18 protein-coding genes are annotated in these 19,128 nt (G+C 73.9%); 11 read left to right on the top strand and 7 right to left on the bottom strand.

Annotated elements, in window-relative coordinates; all coding sequences use genetic code 11:
• Nucleotides 1-127: 127 nt before the first annotated feature.
• The 5 genes from cobU (at nucleotide 128) to LXM90_RS15940 (ending at nucleotide 4,450) form a co-directional block, all read left to right on the top strand.
• On the top strand, nucleotides 128-670 hold the full coding sequence (gene cobU, locus LXM90_RS15960; RefSeq protein WP_026605311.1) for a bifunctional adenosylcobinamide kinase/adenosylcobinamide-phosphate guanylyltransferase: 543 nt from the start codon (nucleotides 128-130) through the stop codon (nucleotides 668-670).
• A complete protein-coding gene (cobO, locus tag LXM90_RS15955) occupies nucleotides 667-1,269 on the top strand; it encodes a cob(I)yrinic acid a,c-diamide adenosyltransferase (protein ID WP_020095591.1) in 603 nt (200 codons plus the stop codon). The genes cobU and cobO overlap by 4 nt, the downstream gene beginning before the upstream one ends.
• Before the next feature lie 35 nt (nucleotides 1,270-1,304).
• Nucleotides 1,305-2,747, top strand: coding sequence for a cobyric acid synthase (locus LXM90_RS15950; protein ID WP_020095590.1), 1,443 nt, complete (start codon nucleotides 1,305-1,307; stop codon nucleotides 2,745-2,747).
• A 78-nt stretch (nucleotides 2,748-2,825) separates the two neighbouring features.
• Entirely contained in the window at nucleotides 2,826-4,172 is a 1,347-nt protein-coding gene (locus tag LXM90_RS15945) for an MFS transporter (protein WP_020095589.1), read from the top strand.
• Nucleotides 4,173-4,273: 101 nt separating this feature from the next.
• The gene (locus LXM90_RS15940; RefSeq protein ID WP_010687019.1) at nucleotides 4,274-4,450 is read left to right on the top strand and encodes a hypothetical protein; all 177 of its coding nucleotides are present in this window, start codon (nucleotides 4,274-4,276) and stop codon (nucleotides 4,448-4,450) included.
• A gap of 41 nt (nucleotides 4,451-4,491) precedes the next feature.
• Here the strand turns inward: LXM90_RS15940 and LXM90_RS15935 are convergent, their stop codons facing one another.
• Both LXM90_RS15935 and cbiB read right to left on the bottom strand, forming a co-directional pair.
• Nucleotides 4,492-5,406 (bottom strand): NAD(P)-dependent oxidoreductase, encoded by a 915-nt coding sequence (locus LXM90_RS15935; RefSeq protein ID WP_020095587.1) that lies wholly within the window; start codon nucleotides 5,404-5,406, stop codon nucleotides 4,492-4,494.
• Between the two features lie 175 nt (nucleotides 5,407-5,581).
• Nucleotides 5,582-6,577, bottom strand: a complete 996-nt coding sequence (gene cbiB, locus LXM90_RS15930; protein WP_020095586.1) for an adenosylcobinamide-phosphate synthase CbiB — start codon at nucleotides 6,575-6,577, stop codon at nucleotides 5,582-5,584.
• Between cbiB and cobD the strand changes: the two genes are divergently transcribed.
• Nucleotides 6,569-7,603 (top strand): threonine-phosphate decarboxylase CobD, encoded by a 1,035-nt coding sequence (cobD, locus tag LXM90_RS15925; RefSeq protein ID WP_051123785.1) that lies wholly within the window; start codon nucleotides 6,569-6,571, stop codon nucleotides 7,601-7,603. The two genes, cbiB and cobD, sit on opposite strands and share 9 nt — an antisense overlap.
• Here cobD and LXM90_RS15920 read toward each other — a convergent pair.
• The gene (locus LXM90_RS15920; RefSeq protein WP_020095584.1) at nucleotides 7,596-8,771 is read right to left on the bottom strand and encodes an MFS transporter; all 1,176 of its coding nucleotides are present in this window, start codon (nucleotides 8,769-8,771) and stop codon (nucleotides 7,596-7,598) included. The two genes, cobD and LXM90_RS15920, sit on opposite strands and share 8 nt — an antisense overlap.
• A gap of 333 nt (nucleotides 8,772-9,104) precedes the next feature.
• On the opposite strand from LXM90_RS15920, the gene LXM90_RS15915 reads away from it, so the two are divergent.
• The 3 genes from LXM90_RS15915 (at nucleotide 9,105) to LXM90_RS15905 (ending at nucleotide 12,591) form a co-directional block, all read left to right on the top strand.
• Nucleotides 9,105-9,296, top strand: coding sequence for a hypothetical protein (locus tag LXM90_RS15915; RefSeq protein ID WP_012318462.1), 192 nt, complete (start codon nucleotides 9,105-9,107; stop codon nucleotides 9,294-9,296).
• Between the two features lie 251 nt (nucleotides 9,297-9,547).
• Nucleotides 9,548-10,957, top strand: a complete 1,410-nt coding sequence (locus tag LXM90_RS15910; RefSeq protein ID WP_020095583.1) for a malonyl-CoA decarboxylase — start codon at nucleotides 9,548-9,550, stop codon at nucleotides 10,955-10,957.
• Nucleotides 10,958-11,073: 116 nt separating this feature from the next.
• The gene (locus LXM90_RS15905) at nucleotides 11,074-12,591 is read left to right on the top strand and encodes a malonate--CoA ligase (RefSeq protein ID WP_020095582.1); all 1,518 of its coding nucleotides are present in this window, start codon (nucleotides 11,074-11,076) and stop codon (nucleotides 12,589-12,591) included.
• 170 nt (nucleotides 12,592-12,761) lie between these two features.
• On the opposite strand, the gene LXM90_RS15900 is transcribed toward LXM90_RS15905, so the two are convergent.
• The 4 genes from LXM90_RS15900 to LXM90_RS15885 all read right to left on the bottom strand — a co-directional run bounded on the left by LXM90_RS15900 (nucleotide 12,762) and on the right by LXM90_RS15885 (nucleotide 15,070).
• Complete coding sequence (locus tag LXM90_RS15900) at nucleotides 12,762-13,586, bottom strand: hypothetical protein (RefSeq protein ID WP_020095581.1); 825 nt, start codon at nucleotides 13,584-13,586, stop codon at nucleotides 12,762-12,764.
• 119 nt (nucleotides 13,587-13,705) lie between these two features.
• The gene (locus LXM90_RS15895) at nucleotides 13,706-14,077 is read right to left on the bottom strand and encodes a DUF3618 domain-containing protein (RefSeq protein ID WP_020095580.1); all 372 of its coding nucleotides are present in this window, start codon (nucleotides 14,075-14,077) and stop codon (nucleotides 13,706-13,708) included.
• 5 nt (nucleotides 14,078-14,082) lie between these two features.
• Entirely contained in the window at nucleotides 14,083-14,520 is a 438-nt protein-coding gene (locus LXM90_RS15890; RefSeq protein ID WP_234080780.1) for a phage holin family protein, read from the bottom strand.
• 4 nt (nucleotides 14,521-14,524) lie between these two features.
• Entirely contained in the window at nucleotides 14,525-15,070 is a 546-nt protein-coding gene (locus LXM90_RS15885; protein ID WP_020095578.1) for a hypothetical protein, read from the bottom strand.
• Nucleotides 15,071-15,500: 430 nt separating this feature from the next.
• Between LXM90_RS15885 and LXM90_RS15880 the strand changes: the two genes are divergently transcribed.
• Nucleotides 15,501-16,922, top strand: a complete 1,422-nt coding sequence (locus tag LXM90_RS15880) for an alpha,alpha-trehalose-phosphate synthase (UDP-forming) (protein WP_026605310.1) — start codon at nucleotides 15,501-15,503, stop codon at nucleotides 16,920-16,922.
• Between the two features lie 54 nt (nucleotides 16,923-16,976).
• Nucleotides 16,977-19,100: a glycogen debranching protein GlgX gene (gene glgX, locus LXM90_RS15875; RefSeq protein WP_091683145.1), complete on the top strand. Its 2,124-nt coding sequence runs from the start codon at nucleotides 16,977-16,979 to the stop codon at nucleotides 19,098-19,100.
• The last annotated feature ends 28 nt before the right edge of the window (nucleotides 19,101-19,128 follow it).

Below are 19,128 nucleotides of genomic sequence, written 5' to 3'. Positions count from 1 at the left end.
ACGCCCGGCAACCGTCCAGGCGCGGCACAGGTGCCACAGGTCCCGAGTTTGCAGGTCCTGAGGTCACAGACCCTGACACTGTCGGTCCTGGGTTTGACCGCGCACCGGGTTGGGGCGATGGAGAGCCATGCCCCAGCCCACCCCTCGCATGACCCTCGTCCTCGGCGGGGCGCGGTCTGGCAAGAGCGCCTACGCGGAGGGGCTGATCGAAGCCTGCCCCGGCCCGTGGCTCTATCTCGCCACCGCCCAGGCCTTCGACGACGAGATGGTCGACCGCATCGCCCAGCACCGCGCGCGGCGCGGCGGCGCCTGGCGCACCCGCGACGTGCCGCTCGCCCTGCCGGAGGCGGTCGCCGAGGCCGAGGGACCGGTCCTGGTCGACTGCCTCACGCTCTGGCTCACCAACCTGATCCTGGCGGAGGCCGACGTGGCGGAGGCGACGGCGCGGCTCATCGCTGCCTGCGCCGACGTCCCGGGCCCGCTCGTGCTGGTCGGCAACGAGGTCGGGCTCGGGATCGTCCCCGACAACGCCCTCGCCCGGCGATTCCGCGACGCCGCCGGCCGCCTCCACCAGCAGCTCGCCGCGCGGGCCGACCGGGTCGTCCTGACCGTGGCCGGCCTGCCGCTGGTGGTGAAGCCGCGAACCTCTGAGACAGGAGCCTCCGCATGAGCGACGACGCCGCGCGCCACCGCGAGAAGATGGAGAAGCGCAAGGCGGTCCAGGACGCCGAGGTCGCGGGCAAAACCCTCGAGAAGGGCCTGCTCCTCGTCCATACCGGCCCCGGCAAGGGCAAGAGCACGGCGGCCCTGGGGCTGATGCTGCGGGCGCTCGGCCGCGGCTGGCGGGTCGGCATGGTGCAGTTCATCAAGGGCGGCTGGGACACCGGCGAGCGCCACGCCGTGGCGGCCTTCGGCGAGAGGGTCGTGTGGCACACCCTCGGGGAGGGCTTCACCTGGGAGACCCAGGACAAGGCCCGGGACATCGCCGCCTGCCGCCACGCCTGGGCAGTCGCCGAGGGCCTGATGGCCGATCCCGCGATCCGCCTGCTCGTCCTCGACGAGCTCAACATCGCGCTGCGCTACGACTATCTCGACCTCGGCGCGGTGCTGGCCGCCCTGCGCGCGCGCCGGCCGGACCTGCACGTCGTCGTCACCGGCCGCAACGCCAAGCCCGCCCTGATCGAGGCCGCCGACCTCGTCACCGAGATGGGCAGCGTCAAGCACCACTTCGCCGCCGGCGTGAAGGCGCAGGAAGGGATCGAGTTCTGAGCCCGCCGCGCGCGACGGCGCCCAGGAAGGCCCTGATGATCCAGGGCACCGGCTCCGATGTCGGCAAGTCCCTGATCGTGGCGGGGCTCGCGCGCGCCTTCACGGAGCGGGGCCTGAGGGTCCGGCCGTTCAAGCCGCAGAACATGTCGAACAACGCCGCCGTCACCGCCGACGGCGGCGAGATCGGCCGGGCGCAGGCGCTCCAGGCCCGGGCCGCCCGGGTGACACCCTCCGTGCACATGAACCCGGTCCTGCTGAAGCCGCAGAGCGAGGTCGGCTCCCAGGTGGTCGTGCAGGGCCGGATGGTCGCCACCGTGAAGGCGCGCGACTACCAAGCCTGGAAGCCCCGGCTGATGTCCGCCGTCCTCGACAGCTTCTCCCAGCTCGCGGACGAGGCCGACTTGGTTCTGGTCGAAGGCGCGGGCTCGGCGTCGGAAATAAACCTGCGCGCGGGCGACATCGCCAATATGGGCTTCGCCCGGGCCACCGACACGCCGGTGGTGCTGGTCGGCGACATCGACCGGGGCGGGGTGATCGCGAGCCTCGTCGGCACGAAGGCGGTGATCGACCCGGCGGACGCCGCGATGGTCGCCGGCTTCCTCGTCAACCGGTTCCGCGGCGATCCGAGCCTGTTCGCCGACGGGATGCGGCTGATCGCCGAGCGGACCGGCTGGCCGGCGCTCGGCCTCGTGCCGCACTTCCCCGACGCCGCGCGCCTGCCGGCCGAGGACGTGCTGGGCCTCGCCGGCTCGGACCCGCGCGGGGCCGGCTCCGTCACGGTGGCGGTGCCGGTGCTGCCGCGCATCGCCAATTTCGACGATCTCGACCCGCTGCGGGCGGAGCCGAACGTGTCGGTGGTGCTGGTCCGGCCCGGAACGCCGATCCCCGCCGGGGCCGCCCTCGTGCTGCTGCCGGGCTCCAAGACCACGATCGACGACCTGGAGGCTTTCCGCCGGGAGGGCTGGGACGTCGACCTGCGCGCCCATGTCCGCCGGGGCGGCCGGGTGCTCGGCCTGTGCGGCGGCTACCAGATGCTGGGCAACAGCCTCGCCGACCCGCACGGGATCGAGGGGGCGCCCCGGACGGTGCCGGGCCTCGGGCTCCTCGCCGTCGACACCGTGATGACGCCGGAGAAGCGCCTCGCCGCCGTCACCGGCACGAGCCTGCCCGACGGCGTGCCGTTCGCCGGCTACGAGATGCATATCGGCGCGACGGAGGGCCCCGACGCGGACCGGCCGCTGCTGCGCCTCGCCGACGGGCGCCCGGACGGGGCGGTCTCGGCGGACGGGCGCGTGGCCGGGACCTACGTGCACGGCCTCTTCGCCGACGACGCCCAGCGGGCGGCGTGGCTCGCGCGCCTGGGCACCGCCTCGGCGGGCGCCGGCTACGAGGCCGGGGTCGAGGCGGCGCTGGACGGCCTCGCGCGACACATCGCGGCCCATGTCGACTGCGACCGCCTCCTGGCGCTTGCCCGGTAGGCGGGGCGCGGGCCAGGGATTACTCTGTGTTATGCCGGCCCCGCCACGAAGGGCCGCACGCCCCCGGAGGAACGCCCCATGCCGCCCACGCCGTCCCCCGCCGGGGAGGATCTCGCCGCGAGCACCGTCCGGACCGTGACCCTGCGGCTGATGCCGCTCCTCGGCCTGCTCTACCTGATCGCCTATATCGACCGGCAGAACGTCTCCTACGCCAAGCTGGAGATGGTCGGCAGCCTCGGCCTCTCCGAGACCGCCTACGGGCTCGGGGCCTCGCTGTTCTTTCTCGGCTACTTCCTGTTCGAGGTGCCGGCCAACGTCTTCCTGGAGCGGGTCGGCGCGCGGATCTGGTTCGCCCGGATCATGATCACCTGGGGGATCGTCACCGTCCTGCTGGGCTTCACCCAGGGCACGGCGATGTTCTACGTGCTGCGCTTCCTGCTCGGCGCCGCGGAGGCCGGCTTCTTCCCCGGCGTGCTGTTCGCCCTGACCCTGTGGTTCCCGCAAGCGCACCGGGCGCGGATGATCGGCTGGTTCATGATCGCCAGCGCCATCGCCAACGCGGTCGGTGCGGCGATCGGCGGCGCGCTGCTGGGTCTCGACGGGCTCCTCGGCCTCCAGGGCTGGCAGTGGGTGTTCCTGGCCACCGGCGCGCCGGCGATCCTCATGGCCGCGGTGGTGCTGTTCGTCCTGCCGGACGGCCCCGAGACCGCCCCCTGGCTGTCGCAGGCCCAGCGCGACTGGCTCGCCCGCACGCTCCGGGCCGAGCGCGAGGACGGCGGCCACGTCGACCACGGCAACCCGTTCGCGGCGCTCCTCGACCGGCGGGTGCTGATGCTCGCCGGGGTCTACGTTTCCCTGCCGCTCGCCGCCTACGGCCTGGGCTACTGGCTCCCCACCGTGGTCAAGGGCTTCGGCGTCTCGAACCTCACCAACGGCTTCCTCAACATCATCCCGTGGCTCGCCACGGCCTTCGCCCTGTGGTGGGTGCCGCGCCACGCCGCCCGCACGGGGGCGCAGGGCAACGCCCTGACCTGGCACGTGGTCGGGCCGGCGCTGGTCGGGGCGGCGGGCCTCGCGCTCTCCGTCGTCCTGCCGGGCAACGCCGTGAAGTTCGCCTGCCTGTGCGTGGCCGCGGCCGGGACCTTCGCCGCCCAGCCGGTCTTCTGGTCGATGCCCGGGACATTCCTGCGCGGTGCCTCGGCGGCCGCCGGGATCGCGGCGATCAATTCGGTCGGCAATCTCGGCGGCTTCGTCGCCCAGAACGCCGTACCGTTCATCCGCGACCAGACCCAGAGCGACCTCGTGCCGATGCTGTTCCTGGCCGCCTGCCTCGCCGTGGGGGCCGGCCTCATGTTCGTGGTGCTCTCCGCCCTGCGCCGCGACGCGGCGCGGCGGGCGGTGCCGACGGCCGCGAGACCGGCCTGAACACGGTCCGGATTCGTGCGTTATCCTTCCTCAGGCCGGCATGACCGGCAGGATGATGCAGACCCGCAAGCCCGCGGGCCATCGTCGAGGAGGGCACCGCGATGAGTCAGGGATTTCCGCTCATGATCCTCGCCTTCGGGACGCTCGGCGGCATCTGGTTCCTGGCCGCCGCGGCCCGGAAGCAGGTCGCCGACGCGAAGGGGAGCCCGGAGCGCTCCAGCGTGATCCACCACCACGGCGGCGAGCCGCGCCCGAACATGCAGGGCACCGAGCACTAGGAGAGCCGAGCACCGGGGCGGCCGCTCCCGCGGCGCAGCTGTCAGCCGGCGGCGATCCGCCGGCAATGGTCGAGGGCGGCGCCGATCAGGTTGTCGCTCGCCTCGGGCGTGCGGAACGCCGAGTGCGCCGACAGGGTGACGCTGGGCAGGTGCGCCAGCGGGTGATCCGGCGGCAGGGGCTCGACGGTGAACACGTCGAGCCCGGCCCGCGCCACGTGGCCGGTGCGCAGGGCCGCGACCAGGGCGTCCTCGTCGAGCACCGCCCCGCGGGCGGTGTTGATCAGCATCGCGCCGGGCTTCATCGCGGCGATCCGCGCGGCCGACAGGAAGCCGCGCGTCGCGTCGGTCAGGAGCAGGTGGAGCGAGACCACGTCGCTCTTGGCGAGCAGGCGGTCGAGCGGGACGAAGTCGACGCCGGGATGGGTCTTCGGGGTCCGGTTCCAGGCGAGCACCCGCATGCCCACGCCCCGGCAGAGGCGCGCCATCTCGGCCGCGATCCCGCCGAACCCGACGAGGCCGACGGTCTTGCCGGTGAGCTGGATCCCCTCGGTGCGCAGCCAGGATCCGGCGCGCATCGCCCGGTCCATCTCGGGCAGGCCGCGGGCGGCGGCCCACATCAGCGCGAAGGCGCACTCGGCGACCGCGGTGTCGCCGTAGCCCTTGATGGTGTGGACGGTGACGCCGAGGGCGTCCCGGAGCGCCTCCGGGTCCATGTAGCTGCGGGCGCCGGTGCCGAGGAACACGACGTGCTTCAGGCCCGCGCAGGCCCGGGCCACGTCGAGGGGGAGGGCGGTGTGGTCGATCACCGCGGTCTCGGCGCCGTCGAGGATCGCGGGCAGGTCCTGCGGCGCGATTCCGGGATCCGCGTGGACCGCGAAGGGCGGATCGTCCGGCCGCAGCAGCCGCCGGGCCACCGCCGCCAGGGTCTCGCTGGCATCCACGAACACGGCACGCATCGGCGTCTCCCTCATCCTGCCCCGTCCGGCCACGATGCGTCCGGTGCGCGGGCCGTGCCAAGGCCCGATCGGGAATTGCCGCCGTCTCTGCGAGCGGAGCGAAGCGATCCCGTCGGCGCCACGATCTCAGAGGTCGCGCGGCCCTGGCGCGCTTCGCTCCGCTCGCGAGGACGGCTCAGCCGGTGAGCGACAGGCAGAGCGCGAGGAGCGCCAGCACGAGCCCGCCCTGCAGCCAGCAGGCGGTGCGGTAGAGGGCCAGCGCCCGGGCGATGTCGTCGGCCGTGGCGGCGTCCCGGCCGTCGCCCATATGGGCGTCCGGGACGAGGGTGCCGTCATAGACCCGCGGCCCCGCGAGCCGCAGGCCGAGCGCCCCCGCCATGGCGGATTCGGGCCAGCCGGCATTGGGCGAGCGGTGCCGGCGCGCGTCCCGGGCCATGGCCCGGAGCGCCCCGCGCGCGTCGGCGCCGCGCAGGGCCGCCGCCCCGGCGATCAGCAGGCCCGCGAGCCGGGAGGCCGGCAGGTTCACGCCGTCGTCGAGCCGGGCCGCCGCCCAGCCGAAGGCGGCGTAGCGCGGGCTGCGGTGGCCGATCATGCTGTCGGCGGTGTTGACCGCCTTGTAGAGGGCGCCCCCCGGCAGGCCGAGGCAGCCGATCCAGAAGGCCGGCGCCACGATCCCGTCGGAGAAGTTCTCCGCCAGGCTCTCGATCGCGGCCCGGCAGACAGCCGCCTCGTCGAGGCGGTCGGGGTCGCGCCCCACGATCATCGCCACGGCCCGGCGCCCGGACTCGAGGCCGCCCGCGCGCAGGGCCGTCTCCACGGCGGCGACGTGCTGGTGCAGGCTGCGCTGCGCCGGCAGGCTCGCGCCGAGCAGGCCGAGGAGGAGCAGAGCGGGGAGGGGGCCGGCGAGCCCCGCCAGCGCCGCGACGGCGAGGGCGGCCAGGCCCACCGCGGTGAGGAGCAGCGCCAGCGCGAGGCAGCCGGCGACCCGCCGCCGGCGCGCCGAGCCGCGGTTGAGGCCGCGCTCCAGGGCGGTGATCAGCCGGCCGATCCAGGTGACAGGGTGACCGGCCGCCCTGTAGAGCGCGTCGGGATAGCCGGCCGCCGCCTCGATCCCGAGGGCGACGGCGAGGACGGCGAGCGTGTCGGCGAACGTACCGGGCAGATGGACCATTCGGTGTGGAGCGTTCCCGCGCGTGAGGCCGCCCCGATCGCGCATGGCGGCGATCTCGGCGGGCTCCGACAAGCCTTTCCCGACGCGCCGGAGCCCTGGCTCGACCTCTCGACGGGGATCAACCCGGTCCCCTATCCCGTGCCCGCGCTGGAGGCCAGCGCCTGGGCGCGCCTGCCCGAGGCCGCCGAGGTCCGCGCGCTCCGGGAGGCCGCCGCCGCGGCCTACGGCGCGCCGGACGCCGACCACGTCGTGCCCGCGCCCGGCACGCAGGTCCTGATCGAGACCCTGCCCCGGCTCCTGGCCCCGACCCGGGTCGCGGTTCTCGGGCCGACCTACGCCGAGCACGCCGCCGCCTGGGCGCGGGCCGGGCACGCGGTGGCGGAGGTCTCGAGCGTCGACGCCCTCGGCGCGGCCCGGGTGGCGGTGATCGTCGATCCCAACAACCCGGACGGGCGGACCCATCCCCTGGCCGAGCGCCGGGCGCTCGCCGCGGCGCTCGGCCGGCGCGGCGGCCTGCTCGTCGCCGACGAGGCCTTCGCCGACCTCGAGCCGGTGGAGAGCCTGTGCCCGCACGTCTCCGCACCGGACTCGGGGCCCGGCACCGTGGTGCTGCGCTCCTTCGGCAAGACCTACGGGCTCGCCGGCCTGCGCCTCGGCTTCGCGGTCGCCGAGCCCGGCACGGCGGCCCGGATCGCCGCGGCGCTCGGACCCTGGGCGGTGTCGGGCCCGGCCCTGGCGATCGGGCGCGCGGCCCTGTCGGACGCGGGCTGGCGCGTCGAGGCCGCCCGGGCCCGGGCCGCGGATGCGGGCCGCCTCGACCGGATGATCGCCCGGGCCGGCGGCCGGGTCGTCGGCGGCACCTGCCTGTTCCGGACCGCCGATTTCCCCGACGGGCCGGACCTCTACCGGCGGCTGGCGGCGGCCGGCATCGCGGTGCGGCGCTTCGCCGGGCGCCCGGAGCGCCTGCGCTTCGGGCTTCCGCCCGACAGGGCGGGCTGGTGTCGGCTGTCGCGGGTGCTCAAGTAGGCCGAGCCCCCGGCGGGTGCGGGTCGCGGGCCGCCACGAGCACGGCCAGCGCCGAGAAGGCGAGGCCGACCGCGCAGACGCCCGGCCAGCCCACGAGCAGGAAGGCCTGCGAACCGGCATAGGCGCCGAGCGCCCCGAACACGAACAGGGTGGTGAACAGCACGGTGTTGATGCGGCCCCGCGCGCCCGGGACCAGCGCGTAGGCCCGGGTCTGATTGGCGATGAGCGCGCCGTTCATGCCGATGTCGATGAGCAGCACGCCGAGCGCCACCGCGGCGAGCGACCACGTGCCCCCGCCCCACAGGACCACGAAGGACAGGGCGACCAGCAGGCTGCCGCCGAGGACCACGGGCTTCGCGCCCCGGCGGTCGGTGAAGCGGCCCGAGATCGGCGCCACGAAGGCCCCGCAGACGCCGATCACGCCGAACAGCCCGGCCCCGGCGGCGGTGAGGCCGAAGGGCGGCGCCTCGACCAACAGGGCCAGGGTCGCCCAGAAGGCGTTGAAGCCCGCGAACAGCAGCGCCTGCGACAGGCTCGCCGTGCGCAGCACCGGCTGCGTGCGGGCGAGGTGGAGGATCGACAGCATCAGGGCGCGGTAGCGCAGCGGGTGCGTCTGCACCGTGTGGGGGAGGGTGGCCCGCGCGATGCCTGCCATGGCGAGCGCCAGCACGGAGGCGACCAGGAAGACCGGCCGCCAGCCGAGATGCGCCCCCAGGAAGCCGCTCGCCGTGCGGGCGAGCAGGATGCCGGTGAGGAGCCCGGTCATGACCTGGCCGACGATCCGCCCGCGGCTCGCGTCCGGGGCGAGCTCGGCCGCGAACGGGACCGCCTGCTGGGCCGCGCAGGACAGCACGCCGACCACCAGATGGGCGAGCGCGAGGCAGGCGAGGTTCGGCGCGAGGCCCACGGCGAGCAGGGCCAGGGCGAGGCCGAGGCACTGCCCCACGATCAGGGCGCGGCGCGGCAGGGCGTCGCCGAGCGGCACGAGCCCGACGATGCCGAGCCCGTAGCCGACCAGGGCCGTGGTCGGCACCCACAGGGCGGCGCGGTCGCCGAACTCGGCCACGATCAGGCCGAGCAGCGGCTGGTTGTAGTAGATGTTGGCCACGGCCCCGCCGGCGATCAGCGTCAGGCCGAGCCGGGCCTTCGCGTCGAGGGGTGCGGTCACGGCCGGGTCGGGGGCAGGCGGGTGGGCCGCCGCGGGAGAGCCATGGTCGGGTCCGTGTGGGGAGGGCGATCGGAGCGGCGAGCGATACGGGCGGAGCGCGCCGCCGGGCAAGCTGCGGCGATGCATCCCTGCCGGGACGCCCCGGGCCCCTTCACCGGAGCCGGCGGCGCACCATATGCAACAGACGCAGCCGGCGGCGCCCGCATGCCAGCGGGCGCCGCGACCGATGCGCCGGGCGCCGGGCCTCGCGAGGTTTATGGACCGGACTACGAACGAGTGGGCGGTTTCGTTCCGTGCGAACGGCGCCGGGGCCGCCGCAGCAGGGAGTACGGGATGCCGAACTACCGCGTCGACTTCGCCAAGGAGATCCTCGGGGTGCCGTTCACGATCGGCTCGGTCGCGATCGCGCGGGCCCGCGATCCCGAGCGCGCCCGCCGCGCCGCGGAGCTGCGCTTCGCCCGCCAGCACGGCGTCGGCGACTGGCGCGAGCGGGCGGACCTCGCCACCGTGGCCGAGCGGCTCTGACGACCGCCCGGCCGGACCCGTCGCGCGGCCCCACCCGTCACACGATCTTCGTGCCGCTCCCGCACTCTGGGATCCCCGCGTCGGCGACCGGTCAAGCTCTGGTCGCGGCGGCCGCGGCGCCGTAGAATGGCGGGCGGATCGGGACGCCCGCCGGCGTCCGGATCCCGTTCCGTCCGCGCCCGACCGACGAGCCGGCGTCGCGGGACCGGACACGTCTCGAATCCGGGTCATCGGGGGTCAGTGCGAAGGTCATGGCGGCGATCTCCTTCTTCGGCGACCTGCTTCAGACCATCAGCGAGCGCGGCCGCGACCTGATCGGGATCGGGCGCGGCGACATCGCGTCCCGGGCGAGTGCCGGCGACCTCGTCAAGCTCTGCGAGGACCTGATCTCCCGGCGCGGCGAGGCCTCCGGGGTGGCGCTGGCCCGCCTGATCCTCGACCGCTACGCGAGCTTCGGTCAGGCGGAGCGCCACGCCTTCCTGCGGGCCATCGCCCTCGACTTCGACGCGGACCACGCCGCCGTCGACGAGGCCATCGCCGCCTACCGCGCCGCCCCCTCCCGCGCCCGCCTGGGCAGCCTGCACGAGGCCGCCGAGCCGCGCAGCCAGGAGCTGATTCGCCGCCTCAACCTCGCCCGCGGCGGCACGCTCAGCCTCGTGCGGATGCGCGAGGACCTGTTCGACCTGCGCCGGGCCCTGCGCGCCGGCGACGAGGCCGACCCCGCCCTGATGGACGCCGTCGACAGCCTCGACTGCGACTTCGAGCACCTGTTCGCGTCGTGGTTCAACCGCGGCTTCCTCGTGCTGCGCCACATCGACTGGACGACGCCGGCGCACATCCTGGAGAAGATCATCCGCTACGAGGCGGTCCACGCCATCTCCGGCTGGGACGACCTGCGCGCCCGCATCGAGCCGCCGGACCGGCGCTGCTTCGCGTTCTTCCACCCGGCGCTCGCCGACGAGCCGCTGATCTTCGTCGAGGTGGCGCTCACCGACCAGATCGCCCCGGCGATCGCCCCGATCCTGTCGCAGGAGCGCAAGCCGCTGCAGCCGCAGGCGGCCACCACGGCGGTGTTCTACTCGATCTCGAACTGCCAGAAGGGCCTCGCCGGCGTGACCTTCGGCAACTTCCTGATCAAGCAGGTGGTCGAGGACCTGACCCGCGAGGTCCCCACGCTCAAGACCTTCGTGACGCTCTCGCCGGTGCCGGGCTTCGCGGCGTGGCTGGCGCGGGAGCGCCGGGCCGACAGCCCGCAGGGCCTGCTGCCCGAGGATGTAGAGACCCTGCGGGCGCTGGACGACCCGGCCTGGCCGGCCGACAAGGCCCGGGCCGAGACGGTGCGCCGGGCGCTGATCCCGGCCGCGGCCGCCTATTTCCTGCGCGCCAAGAACGAGCGCGGGCGCCCCCTCGACCCGGTGGCCCGGTTCCATCTCGGCAACGGCGCGCGCCTCGACCGGATCAACTTCCTGGGCGACACCTCCAAGAAGGGGCTGGCGCAGTCCCACGGGCTGATGGTCAACTACCTCTACGACCTCGCGGCCATCGAGCGGAACCACGAGACCTACGCCAATCTCGGCACCGTGGTGGCGGCGCCGGCGGTGACCCGGGAACTGCGCGCCAAGCTGCCGCCGCCCCGGGCCGTGGTGCTCGCCGAGGCGTAGGCGTCGCGACTCACCGGGCCGCGCGGACGACGCGCCGCCGGAAAGGGCTCGCCGAGGGGGCCTCCGGGCGGCTATGGGTGCGCGCGACCCATAGCCCGTGATAGCCCAGCCTCACGATGACGAACCACCTCTTCTCCCTGGTGCGGGACGGCGCCGCCGATCCCGCCAAGACCGTGATCGAGACGCCGGACGGGCGCCGCTACGCGTACGCGGACCTGATCGCCCGCTCCGGCGCCTACGCGGCGGCCCTGCGGGCGGCGGGCGTCGCGCCCGGCGACCGGGTGGCCGTGCAGGTCGAGAAGAGCCCCGAGGTGATCTTCCTGTATCTCGGCGCGGTCCGGGCCGGCGCCGTGTTCCTGCCGCTCAACACCGCCTACACCCCGGCGGAGATCGGCTACTTCCTGGGCGACGCCGAGCCGACCGTGTTCGTCTGCGACCCGGGCCGGCGCGACGCGCTCGCCGAGGCCGCCGCCGGCGTCCGGCAGGTCTGGACCCTCGACGCGGCGGGCGGCGGCAGCGCCGCGGAGGCTGCTGACCGGGCCGCCGATGCGGGCGCCGCCTTCGCGGACGTGCCCCGGGGTCCGGAGGATCTCGCGGCGATCCTCTACACCTCGGGCACGACCGGGCGCTCCAAGGGCGCCATGCTGACCCACGACAACCTCGCGTCGAATGCCCGGACGCTGGTCGCGTACTGGCGCTTCACCGCCGACGACGTGCTGATCCACGCCCTGCCGGTGTTCCACACCCACGGCCTGTTCGTGGCGACCAACACGGTGCTGGCGAGCGGCGGCTCCATGCTGTTCCTGCCCCGGCTCGACCCGAAGCTGATCCTGAGCCTGATGCCGCGGGCGACCGCCCTGATGGGCGTCCCGACCTTCTACACCCGGCTCCTCAAGGAGCCGGGCCTGACGCCGGAGGCGGCCCGGGGCATGCGCCTGTTCGTGTCGGGCTCGGCGCCGCTGCTCGCCGAGACGCACCGGGAATGGCAGGCCCGCACGGGTCACGCCATCCTCGAGCGCTACGGCATGACCGAGACCAACATGAGCACCTCGAACCCCTACGCGGGGGACCGGGTCGCCGGCACGGTGGGCTTCCCCCTGCCGGGCGTGTCCCTGCGGGTGGTCGATCCCGAGACCGGCGCGGCCCTCGGGCCCGACGCGGTCGGCATGATCGAGGTGAAGGGCCCGAACGTGTTCCAGGGCTACTGGCGCATGCCCGAGAAGACCGCCGCCGAGTTCCGGGCCGACGGGTTCTTCATCACCGGCGACCTCGGCAAGGTCGACGGCCGGGGCTATGTCCACATCGTCGGGCGCGGCAAGGACCTGATCATCTCGGGGGGCTTCAACGTCTACCCGAAGGAGGTCGAGACCGAGATCGACGCCCTGCCGGGCGTGGTCGAATCCGCCGTGATCGGCCTGGCGCACCCGGATTTCGGCGAGGCCGTCACCGCCGTGGTGGTGGGCGGCGCCGGCTGCCCGGACGAGGCCGGCGTGCAGGCCGCCCTGGAGGGGCGCCTCGCCCGGTTCAAGTGCCCCAAGCGGGTCCTGTTCGTGGACGAGTTGCCGCGCAACACGATGGGCAAGGTCCAGAAGAACCTGCTCCGCGAGGCGCATGCGGGGCTGTACCGGGACTGACGCGCCGTCCTGTCAGGAGGGTCGACGGAGCGAGGATCCGGCCACCGCGTCGCTGCGAGCGGAGCAATCCAGGCGGCGCCACGCTGCTCGACGTCGCGCAACTCCGGGGCACGTCGCCTCGCCCGGGATGACGGCGCCGAGGCCCCCACGGAGGGGCCTCGGCCACCGAATCAGAGATTGTGCTGCGTCCGCTCGCCCGCGGGCGGCGTGTGGCTCTCCGGATCGACCACCTTGCGGGCGGCGGCGTTGAGATTGTCCGGGTCGAGGGCGGTCTGGACGAACTCGCGGCCGATATTGGTCACCTCGCGGGCGTAGCGCAGGCCCTGGTCGCGGACCTCGTCGGCCCAGGGACCGATGCTCCGGTCCTCCTGGCGGGTGCGCGGCAGCAGCGCGCCGAGGAGCAGGCCCGCGGCCACGCCGACGACGCCGACGAGGAGCGGGTTGTCGTCCACGAAGCGCTCGACGGCGGTGCGCCCGCGGTTGATCCCCTCGATCCCCTGGTTGGTCAGGTCGTCCAGCGCCCGCATGTTGCGGCGATGGAGGGCGCCGGCCCGCTCCCGGGCCTCGTCGTAGGCCGCGGTGGCGCGGTCGCGCGCCTGATCGGCCGCCCCGCCGAGGCGGTCGTTGATGTCGTCGGCGAGGCCCGAGACGGTGCGGCGCGCCTGCCCGGCGAACTCGGTGGCCCGGTCGCCCGCCACCCGGATGCCGTCCTTCGCGGCCGAAGCGGCGTCCTGGGCAGCGTCCTGGGCAGCGTCCTGGGCAGTGTCATGGGCGGCGTCGTGCGAGCCCGTCGCCGCGCCGGGCCGAAGCGGGTCGTGCAGGCCGCGCGGATCCGGCCGGAGGGTGAAGTCGCCCGCGGCGGTGCCGGGCGCGCCCGGGTCGCCGAGGCCGGTCGGATCCGGCCGCAGGCTCTTGTCGTCGGCGCCGTGCGGCATCCCCGCCGCGGCGGCGAGCTGCTCGGGGGTGCTGGAGGGGATACCCGGCTTGTCGGTCATGGCGCTGTCCTCAGATGTCGGTCTCGCCGGCCCGCCTTCGGTGCCGGTCTGCCCGGTCGTCCGGCCGGGCGGCACGGTGTCTCGTCCCGGATCCGGCCGGACCCGGACGGGTCCGGTCCTCAGATCTCGGTCGTGTCCAGCGGATCGCGGGCCGGGCGGACCGTCGGGCGGTCGGGGTCGTAGCCGCGCGCCGCGCCGGTGTTCAGGGTGGGCACGCGCTCGGCCGAGACCTCGGTGCGGCGGCGCTGGGCGTCGCGGGCCATCCGGTTGAACAGCAGGCCGACGCCTGCCGCGATCAGCAGCACCGGCACGGGATTGCGGCGCACCGCCTCCAGGGCCGAATCGTAGGTCGTGTTCAGCGCCGGCACCCGCCGGGCATTGCCCAGCATCTCGTCCACGAGATTCGGCACCGAGAGCCGGCCCTGGATGCGGTCGATCGTATCGTCGAGCCGGGCGCGGCTCTCCTCGATCTCCTTCTCGAGGTCGTTCATCGTACTCATCCGGACACGCGCTCCGAGAGGGCCTGGGCATCCTGGCGGACCTGGCGCGTCGTGCGCTTCGGGGCCAGGGTCGAGAGGGAGAGGACGCTGCGCGCCCACAGGGCCATCCCGAGGGCGAGGAGCAGCAGAACGCCGCCGACGATCAGGGCCGAGAGCCACTCGGAGCCTACGATGGTGGCGAGCCACTTCACGAAGGCGCCGATCAGCACCAGCAGGGCGACCACGGCGAACACCGCCGAGCCGACCATGCAGGCGAGGCCGACGATGAGCTGGCGGACGTTGCCGGCCATCTCGGCCCGGAACAGCGCGATCTCCTTGCGGGCGAGCTCGTTGGTCTCCCGCAGGGCGTCGCCGATCAGGCTCTGGATGCTGGAGGGGCCCGTGGAGGAACCCGTGGATGGGCCCGTCTGGCGCGGGTCGGAGCCGTAGGTCATGGCGTCAGGCCCGGAAGCTGTCGCGGGCGTCGCCGTCCGGCGCCTCCGGCGGCAGGCTGGACGACTTGATGAAGCGGGCGGCGATCAGGCCGGCCACGAAGGTCCCCACGGCCACCGCCACCGGCGCGCGCCGGGCGAAGGACTCGGCCTCGCTGTAGAACTCGCCGAGGCTGCGGCGCTCGATCGAGGAGCCGAGTTGCTCCAGCCCGTCGGCGGCGCTGTCGAAGAAGGCGCGGACGTTCGGCTTGTCGCCGAGATCGCGGCCGGAATTGCGGATCGTCTGCGCCAGGTCGTGGACCGACTGCGCGGCGTCGCTCTTGCGCTGCTCGACGTAGCTCTGCGCCTGCAGCCGGGCCGCGTCGAGCAGGCCGCGCCCGCGCTCGGCCGCCACGTCGGCGAGCCCCTCGACGTCGCCCTGGAGGGCCCGCCACTGCGCGCGCTCCTCCCCGGCGGTGTGGGGCGCGTCGTGCGGCGCGGCGTGCGGCCCCTCGCGGTGCGGATCCGCGATCGGATCCGCGGGGGTGCCTTGCGGTAACTCGTTGCCGGCCATCTCGAAAACACTCCTCGCGGCGCGGGAACGGGGCCGCTCGCGGCGGCCGCGGGCCCCGCGATGGCTGAGTAACCGACTCGGCTGTCGCGGGTTCCGGTCCCTGTGCGCCCTTCCGATGCGTGCGCGGGGTCCGGCGCGACGGGCGGCACCGCTCACGCGCCGTTCAGGCAAGATCTGCCAGAACCGCCACGCTTGTACAACGCTCGTACGGGGCGCCCGACCGGGGCGCCCGACCGGGACGGAGCGGCCGCCCTGTCCCGGAACGGCAGGGCCTCGACTTGACCCGCGCCCGGCTTCACGCTTGGGTTGCGGGACGACCGACAAAGGATCGCGCAGGGCCTCCGCGCGTTCTGACATAGTAGTGACGTCCCGATGCAGGCGCGGCGATATCCTCGACCCGACCCGCGCCCCTGATCCGGAGCCGACCCGCGTGGCACGCCTTGTGATCGTATCGAACCGCGTCGCCGTCCCGGAGGAGGGCGGCAAGGCGGTGGCGGCGGGCGGCCTCGCCGTCGCGGTCAAGGAGGCCTTCACGGCCTACGAAGGTCTGTGGTTCGGCTGGAGCGGCACCATCACGGACGAGCCGTCCGAGGAGCCGACGCTGATTGATCGGGGCCGGGTCCAGTACGCCGTCGTCGACCTCTCGCCGCAGGATCACCTGGAATACTACGCCGGCTTCGCGAATCGCGCCCTGTGGCCGATCATGCATTACCGGCTCGGGCTCGGCGCCTTCTCGCGCTCGGACTATGCCGGCTACAGCCGCGTGAACCGGACCTTCGCGCGGGCGCTGGCCAAGCTGGTCGAGCCCGACGACATCATCTGGGTCCACGATTACCACCTGCTGCCGCTCGCCGCCGAGCTGCGCGGACTCGGGCTCGACAACCCGATCGGCTACTTCCACCACATCCCCTGGCCCGCCGCCGACGTGTTCAACTCGCTGCCGGCGAGCACCGAACTACTGCGCGCCATCGTCGACTACGACCTGATCGGCCTGCAGACCGAGGCGGACGTCCAGAACCTGCAGCGCAACCTCGTCGATACCCAGCGGGCGATCCCGCTCGGCGGCGGCTCGCTGATGGTCGACGGCCGCCGGACCCGGATCCGCGCCTTCCCGATCGGCATCGACGTCGCGGGCTTCAAGGAGGCCGCCGAGAAGGCCAATTCCAACAAGGTCGTGCGCGAGACCATCGCGGGCCTGCGCACCCGCAAGCTGCTGATCGGCGTCGACCGGCTCGACTATTCCAAGGGCGTGCCCGAGCGGATGGAGGCGGTGGAGAGCTTCTTCGCCTCGAATCCCGACCAGCGCGGCAACGTCACCTACATCCAGATCACGCCGAAATCCCGCAGCGAGGTGCCGGAATACGAGCAGCTCGCCCGCGAGGTGAACGAGAAGGTCGGCGAGATCAACGGCTCGCTCGGCGACCCGGCCTGGACGCCGATCCAGTACATCACCAAGGCCTATCCGCGGCCCGTGCTGGCCGGCCTCTACCGGGCCGCCCGGGTCGGGCTCGTCACGCCGATGCGCGACGGCATGAACCTCGTCGCCAAGGAGTACGTCGTCGCCCAGAGCGAGGACGATCCGGGGGTGCTGGTCCTGTCGAAATTCGCCGGCGCCGCCCGGCAGCTGCCCGAGGCGCTGCTGATCAACCCCTACGACCGGTTCGAGGTCGCCGAGGCGATCCGCGCGGCCCTCTACATGCCGAAGGCCGAGCGGCTGGCGCGCTGGAAGCCGATGGTCGAGCGCATGACCCGCGAGGACGTCGACTGGTGGGCGCGCAACTTCCTGGCGGAACTCGAGAACTTCCGCACGGTCGAGCGCGAGCCGCCCACCGCCGCCGCGGCCGCCGAATAGCCGGCGCCTCCCGCTGCTCCCGCCCGCCGCCATCCGTGTGACCGGACGCCCCGCATGATCGCCGTCGACGACGGGGTACCGGCACCGCTCGGCGCCCATTTCGACGGGCGCGGCGTCAACTTCGCCCTGTTCTCCGAGCACGCCACCGCGGTCGACATCTGCCTGTTCGAGCCGGGGGAGCGGCACGAGACCCGCACGGTGCGGCTGCCCTGCCGGACCGACGACGTCTGGCACGGCTACCTGCGCGGCGTGCTGCCGGGCCAGCTCTACGGCTACCGAGTGCACGGCCCCTGGGACCCGGCGGCGGGCCACCGGTTCAACGCCTCGAAGCTCGTCCTCGACCCCTACGCGCGGGAGATCCGCGGCCGGATCCGCTGGCACGACGCGCTCTACGGCCACCGCCGGGGCGGCGGGCGCGAGGACCGGATCGACCGGCGCGACAGCGCGGTCTACATGCCGCGCTGCGTGGTCACCGCGCCGGAGGTGCCCGACCTCGCCCTCAACCCGGTCCGCCGGCCGCTCGCCGAGACGGTGGTGTACGAGGCGCACGTCAAGGCGCTGACCCGCACCCATCCCGACATTCCCGAGGCGGAGCGCGGCACCTACGGGGCGCTCGCCCACCCGGCGATCATCGAGCACCTCGTCAAGCTCGGCGTCACCGCCCTGGAGCTGCTGCCGATCCAGGCCTTCGCGGACGACCGCTTCCTGGTGGAGAAGGGGCTCGTCAATTTCTGGGGCTATCAGCCCCTGGGCTACTTCGCCCCGGAGCCGCGCTACCTGGGGGAAGGCGGCCTCGGCGGCCTGAAGGCGGCGATCCGGGAGCTGAACGCCGCCGGGATCGAGACCTGGCTCGACGTGGTCTACAACCACACCGCCGAGGGCGACCATACCGGCCCGACCCTGTCGTTCCGCGGCATCGACAACGCCAGCTACTACAAGCTCGACCCCGCCGACCCGCGCCGCAACCGCGACTGCACCGGCTGCGGCAACACCTTCGACGCGAGCCACCCGCGGGTGATGCAGCTCGTGCTCGATTCCCTGCGCCACTGGGTCACCGCCTACGGCATCGCGGGCTTCCGCTTCGACCTCGCCTCGAGCCTCGGGCGGGCGCCCTTCGCCTTCACCCCGCAGGCGGCGTTCTTCCAGGCCGTGGCGCAGGACCCGGTGCTGGCGCGGGTCAAGATGGTGGCCGAGCCGTGGGATGTCGGGGAGGGCGGCTACCAGCTCGGCGGCTACCCGCGCGGCTGGAGCGAGTGGAACGACAAGTTCCGCGACGCCGCCCGGGGCTTCTGGAAGGGCGATTCCGCCACGCTCGCCAAGGTCACGCAGGGGCTGACCGGCTCGCGCGAGGTGTTCGCCCCGTCCGGGCGCTCGCCGCTGGCCAGCGTCAACTTCATCGCCAGCCACGACGGCTACACGCTCGCCGACACGGTGTCGTACGAGGAGAAGCACAACGAGGCCAACGGCGAGGACAACCGCGACGGCCATAACCACAACGTCAGCCGCAACTACGGCGTCGAGGGCGACACCGACGACGCGGCGATCCTCGCCCTGCGCGCCCGCCAGAAGCGCAACATGCTGGCGACGGTGATGCTGGCCCAGGGCGTCCCGATGCTGCTCATGGGCGACGAGCGCTCCCGCAGCCAGGGCGGCAACAACAACGCCTACGCCCAGGACAACCCGACGAGCTGGATGGACTGGAGCGTCGATCCGGATCCGGCCCTCACGGACTTCGTGGCCAACCTGCTGGCCCTGCGCCGGGCCCAACCGGCCCTGCGGCGGCGGCGCTTCTTCACGGGCGCGCTGATCGACCCCGACGAGCCCCTGCGCGACGTGCACTGGCTCTCCCCCGAGGGCATCGAGATGGAGGTCCGGCACTGGTCCGACGACGGGCTCCAGGTGTTCGGCATGCAGATCGGCAACGACGGCGACCCGGGCGAGCGCCTGCTGATGCTGTTCAATGCCGGGGCGGAGGCCGTCAGCTTCCGCCTCGCCCCGGTGATCGGCGGCCCGTGGACGCCGGCCTTCGACACGGGCGAGCCCGCGGGCGCCCGCGCCCCCGGCGCGCCGGCGATCGCGGCCGGGACCGCCGTGCCGCTGCCGGGCCGCACGGTCCTGGTGCTCACCGCGCCGGGCACCGAGACCGGCAACCGGGGCGGCTGGGTGCCGGGCCGGTAGGGGCGGGGCGCCTCAGGGCCGGCCGGAA

It is taken from the genome of Methylobacterium oryzae (assembly GCF_021398735.1).
Taxonomy (GTDB): domain Bacteria; phylum Pseudomonadota; class Alphaproteobacteria; order Rhizobiales; family Beijerinckiaceae; genus Methylobacterium.
Note: the sequence above shows the minus strand (reverse complement) of the source record. Positions and strands in the feature narration are given on the sequence as shown.

Excerpts from the sequence above, each read along its gene's own strand:
- cobU (WP_026605311.1), top strand. The coding sequence starts at position 128 with ATGCCCCAGCCCACCCCTCGCATGACCCTCGTCCTCGGCGGGGCGCGG.
- cobO (WP_020095591.1), top strand. The coding sequence starts at position 667 with ATGAGCGACGACGCCGCGCGCCACCGCGAGAAGATGGAGAAGCGCAAG.
- LXM90_RS15950 (WP_020095590.1), top strand. The coding sequence starts at position 1,305 with ATGATCCAGGGCACCGGCTCCGATGTCGGCAAGTCCCTGATCGTGGCG.
- LXM90_RS15945 (WP_020095589.1), top strand. The coding sequence starts at position 2,826 with ATGCCGCCCACGCCGTCCCCCGCCGGGGAGGATCTCGCCGCGAGCACC.
- LXM90_RS15940 (WP_010687019.1), top strand. The coding sequence starts at position 4,274 with ATGAGTCAGGGATTTCCGCTCATGATCCTCGCCTTCGGGACGCTCGGC.
- LXM90_RS15935 (WP_020095587.1), bottom strand. The coding sequence starts at position 5,406 with ATGCGTGCCGTGTTCGTGGATGCCAGCGAGACCCTGGCGGCGGTGGCC.
- cobD (WP_051123785.1), top strand. The coding sequence starts at position 6,569 with ATGGACCATTCGGTGTGGAGCGTTCCCGCGCGTGAGGCCGCCCCGATC.
- cbiB (WP_020095586.1), bottom strand. The coding sequence starts at position 6,577 with ATGGTCCATCTGCCCGGTACGTTCGCCGACACGCTCGCCGTCCTCGCC.
- LXM90_RS15915 (WP_012318462.1), top strand. The coding sequence starts at position 9,105 with ATGCCGAACTACCGCGTCGACTTCGCCAAGGAGATCCTCGGGGTGCCG.
- LXM90_RS15910 (WP_020095583.1), top strand. The coding sequence starts at position 9,548 with ATGGCGGCGATCTCCTTCTTCGGCGACCTGCTTCAGACCATCAGCGAG.
- LXM90_RS15905 (WP_020095582.1), top strand. The coding sequence starts at position 11,074 with ATGACGAACCACCTCTTCTCCCTGGTGCGGGACGGCGCCGCCGATCCC.
- LXM90_RS15900 (WP_020095581.1), bottom strand. The coding sequence starts at position 13,586 with ATGACCGACAAGCCGGGTATCCCCTCCAGCACCCCCGAGCAGCTCGCC.
- LXM90_RS15895 (WP_020095580.1), bottom strand. The coding sequence starts at position 14,077 with ATGAACGACCTCGAGAAGGAGATCGAGGAGAGCCGCGCCCGGCTCGAC.
- LXM90_RS15890 (WP_234080780.1), bottom strand. The coding sequence starts at position 14,520 with ATGACCTACGGCTCCGACCCGCGCCAGACGGGCCCATCCACGGGTTCC.
- LXM90_RS15885 (WP_020095578.1), bottom strand. The coding sequence starts at position 15,070 with ATGGCCGGCAACGAGTTACCGCAAGGCACCCCCGCGGATCCGATCGCG.
- glgX (WP_091683145.1), top strand. The coding sequence starts at position 16,977 with ATGATCGCCGTCGACGACGGGGTACCGGCACCGCTCGGCGCCCATTTC.